15 protein-coding genes and 1 pseudogene are annotated in these 15,822 nt (G+C 39.2%); 15 read left to right on the forward strand and 1 reads right to left on the reverse strand.

Going from position 1 to position 15,822, the window contains the following annotated elements; all coding sequences use genetic code 11:
* Position 1: 1 nt before the first annotated feature.
* The 6 genes from Sdiek1_RS07245 (at position 2) to Sdiek1_RS07270 (ending at position 3,950) form a co-directional block, all read left to right on the forward strand.
* Positions 2–271 carry a HypC/HybG/HupF family hydrogenase formation chaperone gene (locus Sdiek1_RS07245; RefSeq protein ID WP_087439855.1) on the forward strand — a complete coding sequence of 90 codons (270 nt, stop codon included), beginning with the start codon at positions 2–4 and terminating at the stop codon, positions 269–271.
* A gap of 1 nt (position 272) precedes the next feature.
* Positions 273–1,388, forward strand: a complete 1,116-nt coding sequence (gene hypD / locus Sdiek1_RS07250) for a hydrogenase formation protein HypD (protein ID WP_238099286.1) — start codon at positions 273–275, stop codon at positions 1,386–1,388.
* Positions 1,385–2,389 (forward strand): hydrogenase expression/formation protein HypE, encoded by a 1,005-nt coding sequence (gene hypE, locus Sdiek1_RS07255; protein ID WP_087438575.1) that lies wholly within the window; start codon positions 1,385–1,387, stop codon positions 2,387–2,389. The genes hypD and hypE overlap by 4 nt, the downstream gene beginning before the upstream one ends.
* Positions 2,389–2,730: a hydrogenase maturation nickel metallochaperone HypA gene (gene hypA, locus Sdiek1_RS07260; RefSeq protein WP_087438576.1), complete on the forward strand. Its 342-nt coding sequence runs from the start codon at positions 2,389–2,391 to the stop codon at positions 2,728–2,730. Before hypE ends, hypA begins: the two co-directional genes overlap by 1 nt.
* A gap of 78 nt (positions 2,731–2,808) precedes the next feature.
* Complete coding sequence (locus Sdiek1_RS07265; RefSeq protein WP_087438577.1) at positions 2,809–3,309, forward strand: GNAT family N-acetyltransferase; 501 nt, start codon at positions 2,809–2,811, stop codon at positions 3,307–3,309.
* 5 nt (positions 3,310–3,314) lie between these two features.
* Positions 3,315–3,950, forward strand: a complete 636-nt coding sequence (locus Sdiek1_RS07270) for an HAD family hydrolase (protein WP_087438578.1) — start codon at positions 3,315–3,317, stop codon at positions 3,948–3,950.
* Here the strand turns inward: Sdiek1_RS07270 and Sdiek1_RS07275 are convergent.
* A complete protein-coding gene (locus Sdiek1_RS07275) occupies positions 3,943–6,327 on the reverse strand; it encodes a YhdP family protein (RefSeq protein ID WP_238099235.1) in 2,385 nt (794 codons plus the stop codon). The genes Sdiek1_RS07270 and Sdiek1_RS07275 overlap by 8 nt on opposite strands.
* 269 nt (positions 6,328–6,596) lie before the next feature.
* Between Sdiek1_RS07275 and mltG the strand changes: the two genes are divergently transcribed.
* The 9 genes and pseudogenes from mltG to Sdiek1_RS07320 all read left to right on the forward strand — a co-directional run bounded on the left by mltG (position 6,597) and on the right by Sdiek1_RS07320 (position 15,812).
* Positions 6,597–7,388, forward strand: coding sequence for an endolytic transglycosylase MltG (gene mltG, locus Sdiek1_RS07280; RefSeq protein WP_238099237.1), 792 nt, complete (start codon positions 6,597–6,599; stop codon positions 7,386–7,388).
* Positions 7,389–7,461: 73 nt separating this feature from the next.
* Positions 7,462–9,699, forward strand: coding sequence for an NADP-dependent isocitrate dehydrogenase (locus Sdiek1_RS07285; protein ID WP_087438579.1), 2,238 nt, complete (start codon positions 7,462–7,464; stop codon positions 9,697–9,699).
* A gap of 31 nt (positions 9,700–9,730) precedes the next feature.
* Positions 9,731–10,684 carry a malate dehydrogenase gene (mdh, locus tag Sdiek1_RS07290; RefSeq protein ID WP_087438580.1) on the forward strand — a complete coding sequence of 318 codons (954 nt, stop codon included), beginning with the start codon at positions 9,731–9,733 and terminating at the stop codon, positions 10,682–10,684.
* A gap of 123 nt (positions 10,685–10,807) precedes the next feature.
* Positions 10,808–11,978, forward strand: a pseudogene (gene sucC, locus Sdiek1_RS07295) (ADP-forming succinate--CoA ligase subunit beta).
* A 2-nt stretch (positions 11,979–11,980) separates the two neighbouring features.
* Positions 11,981–12,853 (forward strand): succinate--CoA ligase subunit alpha, encoded by an 873-nt coding sequence (gene sucD, locus Sdiek1_RS07300; RefSeq protein ID WP_087438581.1) that lies wholly within the window; start codon positions 11,981–11,983, stop codon positions 12,851–12,853.
* A gap of 96 nt (positions 12,854–12,949) precedes the next feature.
* Positions 12,950–13,246, forward strand: a complete 297-nt coding sequence (locus tag Sdiek1_RS07305) for a 4Fe-4S dicluster domain-containing protein (RefSeq protein ID WP_087438582.1) — start codon at positions 12,950–12,952, stop codon at positions 13,244–13,246.
* Positions 13,247–13,277: 31 nt separating this feature from the next.
* Entirely contained in the window at positions 13,278–14,411 is a 1,134-nt protein-coding gene (locus Sdiek1_RS07310) for a 2-oxoglutarate synthase subunit alpha (protein ID WP_087438583.1), read from the forward strand.
* The gene (locus tag Sdiek1_RS07315) at positions 14,411–15,244 is read left to right on the forward strand and encodes a 2-oxoglutarate ferredoxin oxidoreductase subunit beta (protein ID WP_087438584.1); all 834 of its coding nucleotides are present in this window, start codon (positions 14,411–14,413) and stop codon (positions 15,242–15,244) included. Before Sdiek1_RS07310 ends, Sdiek1_RS07315 begins: the two co-directional genes overlap by 1 nt.
* Before the next feature lie 10 nt (positions 15,245–15,254).
* The gene (locus Sdiek1_RS07320; protein WP_087438585.1) at positions 15,255–15,812 is read left to right on the forward strand and encodes a 2-oxoglutarate:acceptor oxidoreductase subunit OorC; all 558 of its coding nucleotides are present in this window, start codon (positions 15,255–15,257) and stop codon (positions 15,810–15,812) included.
* Positions 15,813–15,822: the final 10 nt, after the last annotated feature.

Below are 15,822 nucleotides of genomic sequence, written 5' to 3' on the forward strand. Positions count from 1 at the left end.
CATGTGTTTATCCATACCTTCTAAAGTCATCGAAATTGATGAAAATAATTATGCAACCGTCGATACCATGGGTGTTAAGCGTAAAGTCACGCTTGATTTGATTGCCGAAGAAGTGAACATTGGCGATTACGTGCTGATTCACGTGGGATTTGCGATGAATAAAATCAGCAAAGAACATGCCGAAGATAGTATTGCGGCTTATAATGAGATCGCTGAAGCGATGCGTGATGGTGAGATCAGTGATGAAGAAGGAAACAGTAATTATGTTTGAAGTGGATCTCATTGAAGGATTTCGCGACCCTGAACATATGAAGGCTTTGGCGGCACTCATTAAAAAAGAGTGCAAATCCAAAATCAATATTATGGAAGTGTGTGGCGGTCATACACATACGATTATGAAGTTTGGGCTTTCTCAAATTTTGCCTGATTTGATCGAATTTGTTCATGGCCCTGGATGTCCAGTGTGCATTATGCCTAAAGAGCGGATTGATCATGCCATAGCATTAGCAAGTATGCCCAATACCATTTTAGCCACGCTTGGCGATATGATACGCGTCCCAGGCAGTAAAACCTCTTTGCAAAAACTTCGCGCCGAGGGTAAAGATATACGTTCACTTTATTCGCCGTTGGATGTCATTAAAATTGCGCAGGAAAATCCTGATAAAAACGTGGTTTTTTTCGCCATTGGTTTTGAAACCACAACGCCGATGAGTGCGGTTTTGATGCAACAAGCCATCGCCCATAAACTGACCAATGTCTTTTTTCACATCAACCATGTCACCGTGCCTGAAGCCGTAGAGGCGATTATGGGAGATGGAAATGCCCTTATTGATGCGTTTCTTGGACCTTCGCATGTGAGTGTCATCACAGGGTATAAAATCTATGAGCCGATCGCTGAAAAATACCACACGCCAATCGTGGTTGCAGGGTTTGAACCCACCGATGTGATGGAGTCGGTTTTGCGCATTGTGCGCCAAGTGAATGAGGGCAAAAGTGTTGTTGACAATGAATATGCCAGAGCCGTTTCACGCGAAGGCAATCTCAAAGCGCAAGAGCTTATCAATACCTATTTTGAAAAACGTGATCACTTTAGATGGCGTGGTATTGGTGATATCCCCAAAAGTGCGTTGAAGCTTAAAGCAGAATATGCTGCTTTTGACGCTGAGATTGTGTTTGATGCAGTGTTGCCTAAAACAGAACTTAATGACCATAAAATGTGCATTTGCGGTGAGATTCTCAAAGGTCGCGCCAAACCGTTTGACTGCAAAGTTTTTGGCAAAGCATGCACCCCAACCAATCCAATGGGTTCGTGTATGGTTTCGAGCGAAGGGGCGTGTTCGGCGTACTTTAAATATGGAAAATTGAACCTCAAAGGAGCAAGGGCGTGAGTAAAAAGATACTTCTCTCTCACGGAGGTGGCGGTGAAGAGACCCAAAACCTTATTAAAGAGCTATTTTTTAAACATTTTGATAACGAAATTTTATTGCGTATGGAAGATGCTGCAAGCCTTGTGATGAATGACCATAAAATTGCATTTACAACTGACTCTTTTGTTGTTTCACCGCTTTTTTTTAAGGGTGGAAATATTGGTAAGCTTGCGATTGCGGGAACGGTGAATGATCTTTCGATGATGGGGGCAAAGCCTCGTTATATGACCTGTTCTTTTATGATTGAAGAGGGGTTTTTATATTCTCACCTTGAAGAGATTGTTATCACGATGCGTGATGAGATGGCAAAAAGCGGTGTTAAAATTGTTGCTGGTGATACCAAAGTAGTACCAAAAGGTGGGGTTGATGGACTTTTCATTAACACAGCTGGTATTGGTGAGATCATGTATGAAAATATTTCTGCTCATAACTTAGAAGAGGGTGATTGTATCATCGTTTCTAATGAAATTGGCAATCACGGCGCCTGTATCTTAGCAACCCGCGAAGAGATAGAGCTGGAGAGTGATCTTCAAACCGATTGTGCAAGTTTATGGAAACCTGTTGAAGCGCTTATTGATGCAGGTGTGAAGATTCATGCGCTCAGGGATGCGACGAGAGGAGGGCTCAGTGCGGTTTTGAATGAATGGGCTGAAACTTCAAAGGTGTGCATCGAAGTCGATGAGGCAAAAATTCCTGTGGCGCAAGAGGTCAAAGGTGTTTGTGAGCTTCTCGGTTTTGAACCGTATGAATTTGCCAATGAAGGAACCATGGTGATTTGTTTGCCTCAAAGTGAAGCAGTAAAAGCACTTGAGGTCCTCAAGAAGTTCCCTGAAACAGCAAAAAGTGCCATAATAGGAAAGGTGAGCAACACCTTTACATGTAAAGTTGTTTTACATACGCCTTGGGGGTCAGAGCGCTTTTTAGAACCACCTAAAGGTGAGTTACTTCCGAGGATTTGCTAATGCATGAGTTTTCCATCGTTAACGCCCTTTTAGAGATGTGCGAAAAAAACGCAAAAGAGCATAATGCGACAAAAATCACTAAAGTTGAAATTAAAATAGGAAAACTCAGTGGTGTTGAACCCTATTTATTGCAAACGGCATTTGATACCTTTAAAGAAGAGACCATTTGTGCTGAGGCAGAATTTATCGTTCATCTGCAAGAAATTGTCATTCATTGTGAAAATTGTCACAATGAAGTAACGCTCACACACAATGAATTTGTTTGCCCTACTTGTAGCAGCACTGATTTACGCGTCATCGATGGAGAAGAGATGTACCTCATGCATCTTGAAATGGAGTAAAGAGAGGCTAAGAGTGCATAATGTATAATCAATGATACTATATTATGTTTCTACACGAAAACTTTACTAAGGATGCCAATGCTAAATGAGTTACGACATGCAACCCTTGAAGATTTGCCTGAGATCATTAAGATTTATAACGAGGCAATCAAAGATGGTATTTCTACTGCGGATAGCAAAACGGTGAGCGTAGAAGACAAGATAGAGTGGTTTAAGGCTCACGATGCCTTACACCCAATCTTAGTTAAAGAGTATCATGGTCGTATTATTGCGTGGATCAGTTTGCAACCTTTTTATGCCAACTTATTGGCCTATGCACACAGTGCTCGCATCAATATCTATATTGATAAAAACTTTCAAGGTAAAAAGCTTGGACAACAATTTTTATGTGAAGCAATTGAACAAGCTAAAAGCTATGAAATTAAAACACTTTTAGCGCTTATTTTTTCTGAAAATACACCTAGTTTGAAGCTTTTCAAAAAATTAGGGTTTAAAGAATGGGGTAATCTCAATCGTATCGCTACGATTGAAGGAATGGATAAAGACCTTTTAATACTTGGGCATCGTATTCAAGAATAGTGACGATGAAAAAAGAAGTTTCGATTATCTTTGATATGGATGGTACTTTGATTGACTCTAGTGCCGCAATGACACACAGTGTCAATTATGTGCGTAATACGTTAGGGCTTGCTCCTATTGCCAAAGAGTATTTGGAGTATTATATTAACCAACCTGATCAGCATCTACCAAAGATTTTTTACAATACAGATGAATACGATCCCGCACATCGCGCTTTGTTCAAAGAACATTACATGCACTTTTCACCCAGTATGATTTCACTCTATCCTGATGTCGAAGAGCTATTGCATGTTCTGAGTGAAAAAGCCTACTTGAGTATTGCTACGAATGCAAGTGATTTTTTTGCACGCCATATGCTTCAAGAACTCAACATCATTGATTATTTTTCGAGTATTGTGGGTGCCAATAATGTGGCTGAGCCAAAACCAAGTCCATTGATGGTGTACCATTTGATGGAGGAGTTAGGAAGTGCCCCTTCCAAGACTATTTTAGTGGGGGACAGCATCAAAGACGAACTTGCTGCCTCAAATGCTGGAATTCGTTTTATTTTTGCGCTATGGGGTTATGGTACAAGCGAAACAGCAAAGCTTCGTGCTCATACTATTCATGACCTTTTAAAACTTCTTAACACGTTTATTTAAAAAGCTCCAACGGCAATTCAAGTGTTCGTTGGAGGATATGCACAGGTGTTTTAATCGTATCCATGATTAAATGTGTTTCAATCTTCGGATCTGTTGTTTGTCCTGTCACATTGACATTGGTTGCAATTCTTTTATCTTCTCCCAATATAATACCTCCCACTAAAGGAATCATATCAATGGCAGAGCTAAAGGATTTAAGTGTCTTGATTTGTAATTGAAGATCCAATGAGCTAGTGTTTAAATCGACCGTACCTGCACCTACAATATCTGCATTCGATCCACGAAGTTGAAGCTCTTTAACGTGTAATGCCTCTTTGGTTTGATTATATTCTATATAACCATTATCCACAAAATAGCCTTCAGAATTAAAGTTTGGATCATTAAAGACAAGTAGGGAAGGGATGGCATTGATCGTAGCCATAAGATTATTGAAAAATTTAAGGTCTTTGATAAATGTTTTATGCATGATCAATGTACCTTTCATCGTGTTACTATCTTTGCCTTCAATCGTCAGTGAAAAATCACCTTTATGGAAATAAGGTCTATTTAAAAGGGCATTAGCTGCATCCGCATCCATTGCCGTCGCTTGGATACCAAAGCTTCCTTTTTGTTCCTCATATTCAAAAGAAGATTTACCACGTTTTGAATTAAGGTGAACTCGATCTTTATAGAGTGTCATTGTATAGCGTTCACTCAAGACGGTTCTGTTGTTATCTGTATCGATTAAGGAGGAGTTTTCGCCAAAAACAGTGGTCTTGATTGGTATATTAAGAGGATCATCTCCATGGGGTAGAGAGATATTAAGATCTTTTACATGTAACGTCAAATCTTTGTCAAAATGAAGCGAAAGTTTATTGTTTGTTGTGCTGGCATCCAGTGTTTTAGTGTTTGTTTGTAATGCGATTTCATAATCACGTATAGGCTCTCGGTTTTCTAAAAGAGGTGTGGAAACATTATGAAGATTAATTTTGGCATCAAAGTTTTCAAAGTCTTTTGTTTTGAGAAGGACTGAGCCTTGATTGAGCGAACCACTTTGCATAAAAGGTGAATGGTCTGCTAGTTTAGAAAGATCATTGATAATGAATTGGTTATTGTCTTTTTCAAACATAATCGTCGTATCAAGGTCGGGTAAAAGCATTTGTGTCGTGTTGTTTTCAATGACAAAAGAGGCTTTTTGATTGAGAAGATTTGCAAAGGATAACAGTGTTGTACCGCTAAAATCAAGGAAGAGTGAATTAATATCAATAGATCCATCATAGCGGCTCTTTTTTGCATCAAAAATGCCAGTTGCATTAATATCAAAAAGGTTTTTATAACGCATATTGGTATGATCAAGTGTAATGGTAAAATTGTCCAGTTTGACTTCTCCCGCTTTAGTAGACATGGGAACGCCACTTAAAATAAAGTTGCTAGGAGAGAGTTTGAAAGTACCTGTTGCATTGATATCATAGGGAAGAAACTTAATATCAAGTCTAACATGTGCATCTGTTTTTCCAGAAGTCTGAGTGATAGGAACATCAATTTTAAAAGCATGTAAAATTTTATGTATTGGTGCATCAAGCTTCGATGTAGCCGTAAGATCAACGACGATACCTGTCCCTTTTGCAATGAGGTTATAGATATAAACGTCTGCTTTATCAATGACTTTTTGCTCATAAGTTGGATCTTTAATGTCAAAAAGAAGTTTATCATTTTTAAATTCAATTCCAATCTCTTTGACATGGGCTGCTGGAACGCTTGGCTCAAAGCTAACGACAGCATCTTTAACCGTTGCACTTCCATGCATGGATTGTGGAAAATAATCCAGTGTTTCAATATTGAATTGACCTTCAAAAAAATGAAGAATATACTCTTGCCCCACAATGTTTTTATCGATCCAGTCTTTTGCAATCTGATCAAGTTCAACCTGTGATACAATAAAATCCATGAGATCTTTGAGATTTTTATTGTTAAAGGGTTCACTTTGTAAATGATAGGTTAGAAGCTTATCTTTAAGATCGAGAATTGCAGTACCTTTGAGTCCAAATGTCTCAAAATCTCCTTCAAAAGAGTAGCGCTTCTCCTTAAGATTTATTTTGGTTTTTCCTTTTACATGTAAAGCTAAATCTTTGAGATATGCTTCTTGAATCTCAATGTCCAAGCTCCACTTTGCAACAGGCGTAATAATAAGATTGACGCTCAGATGTTGACTATCTAAAATAAATGTATTTTGTTCGTAGCGTAGTTTAATTTTTTCGTTCTCATAGATCAAATTATCGATGATGATTTGGCTAAAAAATTGATCAAGATACGGAAAGTTTTTAATAATTTCAGCACTCTCATCCAAGGATGTCGTATTTTGCGTTTGTTTCTTGATTTCAAGCGTTTGGATATTCACAATCAATTTTTTTATCTAGTTTAATATATAATTGATCAATTTTTAACGTTGGTAATGTTAGATTATCGATCGAAATGCCATTTACTAAGGTCCCAATTAATGCTACGACAGAAAGAACTATGAATAGTAAAAGTATCCAAATATTCCTAATAGTATGTGATGTTGCTTTAATAATCATGTATTCACTTCTCTTTCACTTGTCCAGACCTATGACTTCTAGCTCAGTTGCTTTTGTGCCACAAGGCTCAATAGGGCAAATTATATCATATATGGTCGATAAAAATTTTGACCTACATGATAAAGTGGATAAATATCTTCTGTATATTATTGGTAAACCACAATCAGGGTGGGTGAGTATCAATCCTAGTCCTCTTACTCGGGGTGATTTTCTGTACAAGCTTTCTCATGCTAAAGCGCCGTTAAAGGTTGTTACATACATTCCCGGTGAGACTAAGGAGCTTTTATTTGTCCAAATTGCCCTTGCATTTGATCTCTCCTACGAAAAATTAATGCAAGAATATGCCCTTGCAACTCCTTATGTTGAAGGATTCCTTGTACCGGATACGTACTATATTCCTGTAGGTATTAATGAAAAACATCTGGTGCATTTTTTACTTGCCAATGCTAAAAAGTACCATAAAGATGTTTTCGAAAAGATCTTTGGTGAGTTTAATGAAGCAAAATGGCAAAAGTTTCTTATTATTGCTTCCATTATTCAAAAAGAGGCAGCCAATGCTGAAGAGATGCCTTTGGTATCATCGGTTATCTACAATCGTCTTAAAAAAGATATGAAGCTTCAAATGGATGGTACGCTAAACTATGGGCAATATTCTCATACAAAGATAACACCACAGCGTATTCGTGAAGATACTTCGCCGTATAATACTTATATGTATAAAGGTTTGCCACCTAATCCTGTGTGCAGTGTGAGTAAGGAGGCGATTTTCGCCGCTATTTTTCCAAAGCAGACGAATTATCTCTATTTTGTGAAAAATAAAAATAATGGTACACACACATTTTCACAGACTTATGAGACACATTTGGAAAATATAAAAAATTAATGACGTAACTTTAATAAAGCAAAATAAAGAAACTGGTAGCATTAACAAAATCTAGTTAAAAAAAGGGGTAATTATGGTTCAACAAACAAGTAAAATCATCTATACGAAAGTCGATGAGGCTCCCGCTCTTGCGACGTACTCTTTATTGCCGATTATTCAGGCATTTACTGCAAGTTCTAACATTGAGATCGAAATCCGAGATATCTCATTGGCCGGTCGTATTTTGGCAAATTTTCCTGAAAACCTAACGGCAGCGCAAAAGGTTAATGACGATTTAACGTATTTAGGCAAGCTTGCTAATCAGCCAGAAGCCAATATTATTAAACTTCCAAATATTAGTGCCTCTTTACCACAACTTCAAGCAGCCATTAAAGAGCTTCAAGAGAAAGGTTATAATGTTCCTAATTACCCAGAAAATCCTTCCAGTGAAGCTGAAAAAGAGATCAAAGCACGTTATGCCAAAGTTCTTGGAAGTGCAGTAAATCCTGTCCTTCGTGAAGGAAACTCAGACAGACGTGCTCCATTATGTGTCAAAGAGTATGCCCGTAAAAATCCACATCGTATGGGAAAATGGACCAGTGACTCTGCTTCTCATGTTTCGTATATGACTGAGGGTGACTTTTACGGCAATGAAAAGTCAGTGACGGTACCAGAAGCAATGACTGTGCGCATTGAGCTTTTAGGAAAAGATGGCAAAACAACTGTCTTAAAAGAAAAACTTGCTCTTTTAAAAGATGAAATTATTGATGGAACGTATATGAGCAACAAAAAGCTCTCAGCATTTTTTGAAGCACAGATGGACGAAGCTAAAAAAAGTGGCATCCTTCTCTCGTTACATCTTAAAGCTACCATGATGAAAGTCAGTGATCCGATTATGTTTGGCTATGCAGTGAAAGCGTTTTTTAAAGATGTTTTTGAAAAATATGCCACACTTTTCAAAGAGATTGGTGTCAATGCCAACAATGGTCTAGGTGATCTCTATACCAAAATTGCTACGCTTCCAGAAGCTCAAAAAGCGGCGATTGAAGCAGATATTATGAATACCTATACCAAACGTCCTAAACTTGCAATGGTTAATTCTGAGAAAGGCATTACCAATTTACATGTACCAAGCGATGTGATCATTGATGCATCTATGCCAGCATGTATTCGCGAGTCTGGCAAAATGTGGGGCGAAGATGGAGCTTTACACGATACCAAAGCACTCATTCCTGATCGCTGCTATGCACGCATATATGAAGAAACCATGAATTTTTGCAAGAAAAATGGTGCACTTGACCCTAAAACAATGGGTTCAGTCCCTAATGTTGGCTTAATGGCACAAAAAGCAGAAGAGTATGGCTCTCACGATAAAACGTTTCAATGCGAAGCTGATGGTGTTGTCCGTATTGTAGATACCGCTAATGGAAATGTGTTGATGGAACACAGTGTTGAAAAAGGTGATATTTACCGTGCATGCCAAGCAAAAGATGCACCGATTCGTGATTGGGTAAAACTGGCTATCAATCGTTCGCGACTCAGTAAAACACCCGCTATTTTCTGGCTCGATCCCGTTCGTGCACATGATAGAGAAATGATTAAAAAAGTTGAAAAATACCTCAAAGAATACGATCTTAAAGATCTTGACATTAAAATTATGACACCAGAAGAGGCAATTAATGTTTCCCTTGCACGTATTGTAAAAGGGTTAGACACAATTGCAGTGACAGGTAACGTTTTACGCGATTATCTCACCGATCTTTTCCCTATCTTAGAAGTAGGAACATCGGCTAAAATGCTCTCTATTGTTCCTCTCATGAGTGGCGGTGGCTTATTTGAAACGGGTGCTGGTGGTTCGGCTCCTAAACACGTGCAACAATTTATCGAAGAAGATCATTTGCGTTGGGATTCACTCGGTGAATTTATGGCATTAACCGCTTCACTTGAACACCTTGATAACGTTGTTGGCAATAAAAAAGCTTCTATTTTGGCAAAAACACTCGATGCTGCCACTGGTAAGTTTTTAGATAACAACAAATCACCATCGTCAAAAGTAGGTGAGTTAGACAATCGTGGTAGCCATTTTTATTTAGCAATGTATTGGGCAGAAGCGTTGGCTGCGCAAAATGATGATAAAGAGCTTGCAGCGCAGTTTAAACCACTCGCTGAGACACTCAAAGCCAATGAACAAAAAATTATTCATGAGCTCAATGCTGTCCAAGGCAAGCCTGTTGATATGGGTGGATACTATATCCCGAATTTTGAAAAAACGAGCCAAGCGATGCGTCCTAGTGCTACGTTAAATAAAGCTTTGGGTGAGCTCAAAGCGTAATTTTTGATTTACATGTAAAGAAGGAGTCTCATTGTCACAAGGAAAAAAAGTCTCTATTATCGGAGCAGGAAATGTTGGAGCAACGATTTGCTATTGGCTCGCGATGCGTAAAAGTTGTCGCGAAATTGTGATGATAGACCTTGTTGAGGGTGTTGCCATTGGTAAGGCCCTTGATATTTCTCAAGCGACGAGTCCTGAGGGTAGCCATACACTGATTAGTGCCTCAAGCGATTATCAGCATATTTCAAACAGTGATATTGTGGTTATTACTGCAGGCAGTCCAAGAAAGCCTGGTATGAGCAGAGATGATTTGTTAATGATTAACGCGAAAATTACCAAAGGTATCATTGAACAAGTAAAAATTTATTCGCCAGATGCCATTGTCATCACCGTTTCTAATCCATTAGATGCCATTACCTATGTTGCTATTAAAGCAGGTAACTATCCACGTGGGCGTGTTATCGGTATGGCAGGTATTTTAGACAGTTCTCGGATGGAAACATTTATTTCACGAAAACTTGGATTTGGTTACGGACAAGTAACGGCAAGTGTTATGGGTGGACATGGCGATGATATGGTTCCACTACCCCGTTACTCTTCTGTCAACGGTGTAGCGCTTACGGATTTACTCAGTGATCTTGAAATTGATGAGATTATTGATAAAACACGTCATGGTGGAGCAGAAATTGTGGGTTATATGGGAACATCAGCTTATTATGCCCCCGCTAACTCAACTGTCAAGATGATTGAAGCTATTTTGAGTGATTCACGTGCTGTTTTCCCTTGTGCTGTCTTACTGGATGGTGAGTATGGCTACCATGATACCGTTAACGGCGTACCCGTTGTTTTGGGCTCAAATGGTGTCGAAGAAATTGTAGAATTACCACTCAATTTAAATGAACAACATCAATTTGCAAAAAGTGTGAATTCTGTTAATGTTTTATTAGAAACATTACGTAAAAATGAGTTTTTCCCCGTCAAATAGAATTTTATAACTTAAACGAGAGACAAAAAAAAGATATAGTTGAGTTTTTTATTGATTATGATGTTCAGATAACTATAGAGTCTTGGAATCGAAAGTTTAAATTAAGTCAAGCAGGGAGGTTTTATGAATATTCATGAGTATCAGGCAAAAGAGATCTTTAAGAGATACAATGTTCCCACACCCAACGGCTATGTCGCCTTTAACGTTGAAGAGGCTGTAGAAAACGCAAAGAAACTTGGTGGTTCTATTTGGGTGGTAAAAGCTCAAATTCACGCAGGTGGACGTGGTCTTGGTGGTGGTGTAAAACTCGCCCGAAGCCTGGATGAAGTGAAAACACTTGCAAATGAAATTCTTGGTATGACTTTGGTCACACATCAGACTGGACCTGCGGGCAAACTGGTTCAAAAAGTCTACATTGAAGAAGGTGCTGATATTGCTGATGAGCTTTATCTTGGAATTGTCTTGGATCGCGCTCGTGAAATGCCAGTGATTATGGCATCACGCGAAGGTGGTATGGAGATTGAAAAAGTTGCAGCAGCAACTCCTGAAAAAATTATTAAAGTAGCCGTTGATCCATTTATCGGTTTTCAAGCCTTTCATGGCAGAGAACTTGCTTATGGTTTAGGACTTGCAAAAGAAGAGATCAGCAATTTTATTAAATTTGCAGCAGCACTCTACAAAGTGTATATGGAAAATGATGCAGAGATGATCGAAATTAACCCTTTGGTTAAAACAAAAAGTGGTGCATTTATCGCATTGGATGGCAAGATGGGTTTTGATGATAACTCGCTCTTCCGACATCCTGACATTGAAGCAATGCGCGATCCAAGTGAAGAAAATCCCATAGAGCGTGAAGCTTCAGGGTATGGATTGAGCTACGTTAAACTCGATGGTAATGTTGGTTGTATGGTCAATGGTGCTGGTCTTGCGATGGGTACGATGGATACAATTAACTACGTGGGAGGCACTCCTGCAAACTTCCTCGACGTGGGCGGCGGAGCGAATGCTCAAACCGTTGCTAAAGGCTTTGAAATCATTCTTAAAGATCCAAACGTCAAATCAATCTTTGTCAATATCTTTGGTGGTATTGTACGCTGTGACCGTATTGCCAATGGTATCTTGGAAGCAACGAAACTGGTCGATGTTCACGTTCCTGTGATCGTTAGATTGGATGGTACAAATGCAAAAGAAGCCGCTGAAATTCTTAAAAAATGCCAACATCAAAAATATTATTACGGCAACTGATCTTAACGATGGCGCAATTAAAGCCGTTGCGTGTGCTAAAGGAAACTAATTATGAGCATATTGATTGATAAAAATACAAAAGTAATTGTTCAAGGTTTTACGGGTAAAGAGGGTAGCTTTCATGCTGAACAGTGTTTGGCGTATGGTACGAAAATCGTTGGCGGTGTAACACCGGGCAAAGGTGGCACAGAACATTTGGGTCAACCTGTCTTTAATACAGTACGTGAAGCTGTTTTGGCAACTGGTGCAACTGTTAGTATGGTATTCGTTCCACCTGCCTTTGTTGGGGACGCAGTTTTAGAAGCGGCCGATGCAGGTATTGAACTCTCTGTCATTATTACAGAAGGCTCACCTGTTCGTGATATGCAAAGAGCCAAAGCGTATGCCGTTAAAAAAGGGATGAAAACCATTGGACCAAACTGTCCAGGGATTATCACGGCGGAAGAGTGTAAAATCGGCATTATGCCAGGTTCTATTTTCAAAAAAGGAAATATTGGCTTGATTAGTAAATCAGGCACATTGACTTATGAAGGTGCAAACCAAGTGTGTAATGAAGGCTTTGGTATTACTACCGCTGTAGGTATTGGCGGTGATCCTATTATTGGACTTTCTTACTTGCAACTTCTTCCACTGTTTGAAGCAGATCCTGAGACGGAAGCGATCGTTATGATCGGTGAGATCGGAGGCGATCTTGAAATTCAAGCAGCAAAATTTATTAAAGAGCACATTAAAAAGCCTGTCGTTGCTTTTATTGCGGGTCAAACTGCACCAAAAGGTAAACGTATGGGACATGCCGGTGCGATTGTAAGCGGTAGTGCTGGAACAGCAGCAGAAAAAATGGATGCGCTTACAAAAGCAGGAGTTCATGTCGTCAAATCACCTGCTGAGATCGGGAAAAAGATCGCAGAGGTTTTGAAAAAATAATACATTAAGTCTGCTAGATGTTACACTATTGTACAATCTAGTAAAGTCTTTTACTAAGCATTTGATATTTAGAGTTAAGATAAAGGAGAATGAAGAATGGGTTTAATTACTGCACCCAGTAATACACCAGTATGGGTTAATGTCTCTAGGTGTAAAGCGTGTGATATTTGTGTCAGTATGTGTCCAGCAGGTGTTTTGGGAATGATTCAAGCACCTAACTCGACATTGGGATCAATGATAGAGGTTGTAGCTCCAGATTCCTGTATTGGATGTAAAGATTGTGAATTACATTGTCCAGATTTTGCTATCTATGTAGCAGATAAAAGTGAATTTAAGTTTGCGAAGCTTTCAGAAGCCTCTAAAGAGAGAGCTGAAAAAAGTGAAACAAAATAAATTTAGAAAACTAAGCGCATAAGGATCATTGATGGCAAGAGAAGTAATATCAAGCGGCAATGCCTTAGTAGCAAAAGCGGCAGTGGAATGTGGATGTAAATTTTTTGGAGGCTATCCTATTACGCCTTCAAGTGAAATTGCTGAGGATTTAAGCAAACTGCTTCCAAAATTTGGTGGAAAATTTATTCAAATGGAAGATGAGATCGCTGGTATCTGTGTAGCACTTGGCGCTTCAATGAGTGGTACCAAGTCGATGACAGCTTCATCAGGACCTGGAATTTCTCTTAAATCAGAGCAAATTGGTTATAGCTTTATCACGGAAGTGCCTTTGGTTATCGTCAATGTTATGCGTGGTGGTCCTTCCACGGGTCTTCCAACGCGTGTTTCTCAAGCAGACATCGGTCAAGCAAAATACCCAACCCATGGTGATTTTGCTTCTATTTCACTCTGCCCTGGTAGTTTAGAAGAAGCCTATACTGAAACTATTAGAGCATTTAACATTGCTGAAAAATACATGACACCGGTTTTTATTCTTTTAGATGAAACATTAGGACACATGCACGGTAAAGCCATTCTTCCTGATCTTGCAGAGATTGAGAAAAGTGTTGTAAAACGTGCCGAATTTACAGGCGATCCAAAAGATTATAAACCTTATGCAGCCGCTCCAACAGAACCTGCGGTTTTAAATCCTTTCTTTAAAGGCTATCATTACCATGTAACAGGTTTACATCATGGTGACATGGGATTTCCTACCGAAGATGGAACGATTTGTGAGTACAATATTGAGCGTTTGGTCAATAAAATTAAAACAAAATCTGATGATTTAGTGCATTACGAAGAGTTTATGCTAGATGATGCGGATGTCTGTATTATTGCCTATGGAAGTATCAGCCGAGGGGCTAAAGAAGCGGTGATGAAACTTCGTCAAGATGGTATCAAAGCGGGTCTATTTAGACCAATTACGCTCTGGCCAAGTCCTGTTGCTAAGTTCCAAGAGATTGGTAAGCGATTTAAAAAAATCATGGTCACTGAGCTTAATATGGGACAATACTTAGAAGAGATTCAGCGTGTGATGAAACGAGATGATTTTGCGACATTGCATAAAGCAAATGGTCGTCCAATCGCTCCACTTGAAATGGTTGCTAAAGTTAAGGAGATGATGTAATGGCATTTAATTACGATAAATATCTACGTGTAGATAAAATGCCAACCTTATGGTGTTGGGGTTGTGGTGATGGTGTAATTTTAAAATCTGTTATTCGTGCAATCGATACAATGGGTTGGGATATGAATGACGTCTGTATTGTCTCTGGTATCGGCTGTAGCGGACGTTTTAGTTCTTACATTGATTGTAACACGGTTCATACAACGCATGGTCGTGCGATTGCATATGCTACAGGTATTAAACTTGCCAATCCTGAAAAACACGTTGTTGTTGTCACTGGGGATGGTGATGGTTTAGCCATTGGTGGTAACCATACCATTCACGGGTGTCGTAGAAACATCGATCTTAACCATATTCTTATTAACAACTTTATCTATGGTTTGACCAACTCTCAAACGAGCCCAACCACACCACAAGGTATGTGGACAGCAACAGCAAACTACGGTAACGTTGATCCGACATTTGATGCTGCAAAATTAGCTGATGCAGCAGGCGCAACATTTGTTGCTCGTGAATCTGTTTTGGATCCACAAAAACTGGAAAAAGTTTTGGTTGCAGGTTTTTCTCATAAAGGATACTCTTTCTTTGATGTGTTCTCTAACTGCCATATTAACCTTGGACGCAAGAACAAAATGGGTGAAGCAGTTCAGAACCTGAAATGGATTGAAGGTCGCATTGTGGGTAAGAAAAAGTTTGACCTTTTAAGCGATGAAGAGCGTGTGGATAAATTCCCAACAGGTATCCTCAAACAAGAAGAGGGCAAACTCGAATACTGTGATGCATATGACAAAGTCATTTACGCAGCACAAAATAAAACCACAGTACAGCTATAAGGAGCCCCTGATGAGAAGACAATTACGTTTTGTAGGTGTAGGTGGTCAGGGTGTTATCTTAGCGGGTGAAATTTTGGCAGTTGCAAAGATCAAAGAGGGTGGATATGGTGTAAAAGCCTCTACCTATACCTCTCAAGTACGTGGTGGACCTACTAAAGTTGATATTTTGCTCGATGAGAGCGAGATCCTTTTCCCATATGCTAATGAAGGTGAGATCGAGTTTATGATCGCTACAGCGCAAGTAAGTTTTAACCAGTTTAAAGGCGGTGTAAAACCAGGCGGTCTCATTGTTATTGAACCAAACTTGGTTACTGTTAACGAGGAAGATCGTAAAAAATGGAAGATTATTGAGATTCCATTGATTACCATTGCGAAAGAAGAGGTTGGAAATGTTATTACTCAGTCTGTCGTTGCCTTGGCAATTACCGTTGAGATGACACATGTTCTAGCACACGATTTAGTCCGTGATGTAATGCTTTCAAAAGTACCAGAAAAAGTTCATGCTGATAATATTAAAGCGTATGAACTTGGGATCAAATACGCCAAAGAAGCGCTCGCTAAACTCTGAAACTTCAAGC

The organism is Sulfurospirillum diekertiae (assembly GCF_002162315.1).
Taxonomy (GTDB): Bacteria; Campylobacterota; Campylobacteria; order Campylobacterales; family Sulfurospirillaceae; genus Sulfurospirillum.

What these genes read in the sequence shown, in the direction of transcription:
- Sdiek1_RS07245 (WP_087439855.1), top strand. Translation starts at nt 2, where the DNA reads ATGTGTTTATCCATACCTTCTAAAGTCATCGAAATTGATGAAAATAAT.
- hypA (WP_087438576.1), top strand. Translation starts at nt 2,389, where the DNA reads ATGCATGAGTTTTCCATCGTTAACGCCCTTTTAGAGATGTGCGAAAAA.
- Sdiek1_RS07265 (WP_087438577.1), top strand. Translation starts at nt 2,809, where the DNA reads ATGCTAAATGAGTTACGACATGCAACCCTTGAAGATTTGCCTGAGATC.
- Sdiek1_RS07270 (WP_087438578.1), top strand. Translation starts at nt 3,315, where the DNA reads ATGAAAAAAGAAGTTTCGATTATCTTTGATATGGATGGTACTTTGATT.
- mltG (WP_238099237.1), top strand. Translation starts at nt 6,597, where the DNA reads ATGGTCGATAAAAATTTTGACCTACATGATAAAGTGGATAAATATCTT.
- Sdiek1_RS07285 (WP_087438579.1), top strand. Translation starts at nt 7,462, where the DNA reads ATGGTTCAACAAACAAGTAAAATCATCTATACGAAAGTCGATGAGGCT.
- sucD (WP_087438581.1), top strand. Translation starts at nt 11,981, where the DNA reads ATGAGCATATTGATTGATAAAAATACAAAAGTAATTGTTCAAGGTTTT.
- Sdiek1_RS07305 (WP_087438582.1), top strand. Translation starts at nt 12,950, where the DNA reads ATGGGTTTAATTACTGCACCCAGTAATACACCAGTATGGGTTAATGTC.
- Sdiek1_RS07310 (WP_087438583.1), top strand. Translation starts at nt 13,278, where the DNA reads ATGGCAAGAGAAGTAATATCAAGCGGCAATGCCTTAGTAGCAAAAGCG.
- Sdiek1_RS07315 (WP_087438584.1), top strand. Translation starts at nt 14,411, where the DNA reads ATGGCATTTAATTACGATAAATATCTACGTGTAGATAAAATGCCAACC.
- Sdiek1_RS07320 (WP_087438585.1), top strand. Translation starts at nt 15,255, where the DNA reads ATGAGAAGACAATTACGTTTTGTAGGTGTAGGTGGTCAGGGTGTTATC.